Raw genomic sequence first — 1,605 nt, forward strand, 5'->3', positions numbered from 1 at the left:
TATTTAATGTTGGGGCGAATGTGCCTATGAGTATTCTCGATACAAGTGCACGTAAGTTCTACAAGATATGGGAAATGGCTTGTTTCTCAGGTTTCCTTGTCGGAAGAGAAGCTGCTCGAGTAATGAGTCAGCGTAAGCGCGGAACGATTATCTTTACCGGTGCAACGGCAAGTGTACGAGGCGGCGCTATATTTGGCGCATTTGCCAGTGCAAAACATGGTCTCAGAGCCCTCGCTCAGTCAATGGCTCGAGAGCTTGGGCCAAAGAATATTCATGTTGCGCATGTTGTAATTGATGCGGCCGTAGACACACAGTGGATCCGTGAAAACCACCCCGAGTATCAAAAATTTGTAGAGAAGGATGGAGTCGTTCAACCTGCAGATTTGGCAAAAAATTATGTCATGCTTCATGAGCAACCACGCAACGCGTGGACCTTTGAGCTTGATGTCCGTCCATGGGTAGAGAAGTGGTAACGCTCTTACTATTAGCCAACCCAGCTTGAACGTAATTTATACATATAGGAATAACGATGAGTGATTCAGCAAAGCAAATTGAGTTTTATTTTGATTTTGGTAGCCCGACGGCTTACCTAGCGCACAAACAGCTCGCCAAGATGAGCGACAAATACAATGCTGATGTTGTTTATGAGCAAATGCTATTGGGCGCAGTACATAAAGCGACAAATAATACACCGCCGGGCTTGGTTCCTGCCAAAGGCAAGTACATGTTGTTAAGCGACATTCCGCGTTTCGTGCGTCGTTATGGTGTTGAATTCAAAATGAACCCGCACTTCCCAGTAAATACCCTGCAACTAATGCGTGGCGTATTTGCTGCAATGGAACTTGATTGTGTTGATGCCTATATCGATGTTGTCTATGACGCGATGTGGGTGAAAGGTCTGGATATGAGTAAGCCAGAGGTGATAGCTGAAGTATTGACGGAGGCTGGCATTGACGCCGCTGCGTTTGCAGAGTTAGTTCAACAAGACGAGATTAAAAATCAATTGAAAGAAGCCACAGAAGCAGCGGTTAAGCGCGGTTGTTTTGGTGCACCGACAATGTTCTTGGATAATGAAATGTACTTTGGCCAAGACCGTTTGGACTTTATCGAAGACGTCCTCAGCGCGTAATTTCGTTTCTGATCTGTGCCCTGTTTATTCATTGAACAAGGCACTCAGTTCAATAAATCAGCATTAATCACTTTCTATCAGACCTATTAAGGAGTAGCTTAGAAGCGCTTTGATAGGTATTTGTATGCAGTTACCTACGCATTCCAAGGCACTCGCTATTAAATAATAACGAATAAGAGGCCACGGTTTAGTGATGAATACTGCAACCAAAACGACCATTTTTATCTTCTGTGCACTATTTTCAGTGCAGTCTTTTGCTCTCGAAAAAAAGAAATATTGTCTTTGGGATCCTGTAGGGAAAACGGGGCCCGTAGTTGAGTTCTTTTCCGACCTTAAGCCAAAGGCTTTAGGATGGGGGCTTGATCTTGAATTCATCACTTATACCGATGAGAAAGTGGCATCTAATGATTTCAAGGCGGGCTTATGCGATGCAGTACATCTAACGGCGATACTCTCACGAAATTATGTGCCGTTCG

2 protein-coding genes and 1 pseudogene are annotated in these 1,605 nt (G+C 44.4%); all 3 read left to right on the forward strand.

Annotated elements, in window-relative coordinates; all coding sequences use genetic code 11:
* Window positions 1-473, forward strand: a 473-nt coding sequence (locus tag A3739_RS04765) for an SDR family NAD(P)-dependent oxidoreductase (RefSeq protein ID WP_156502361.1), incomplete at its 5' end; no start/stop codon positions are given.
* Between the two features lie 56 nt (window positions 474-529).
* The gene (locus A3739_RS04770) at window positions 530-1,129 is read left to right on the forward strand and encodes a 2-hydroxychromene-2-carboxylate isomerase (protein ID WP_068500507.1); all 600 of its coding nucleotides are present in this window, start codon (window positions 530-532) and stop codon (window positions 1,127-1,129) included.
* Window positions 1,130-1,322: 193 nt separating this feature from the next.
* Window positions 1,323-1,605, forward strand: a pseudogene (locus tag A3739_RS04775) (hypothetical protein); the annotation flags it as partial.

Source organism: Oleiphilus sp. HI0067 (assembly GCF_001635735.1).

Coding starts and splice junctions, on each gene's coding strand:
- A3739_RS04770 (WP_068500507.1), top strand. CDS start 530: ATGAGTGATTCAGCAAAGCAAATTGAGTTTTATTTTGATTTTGGTAGC.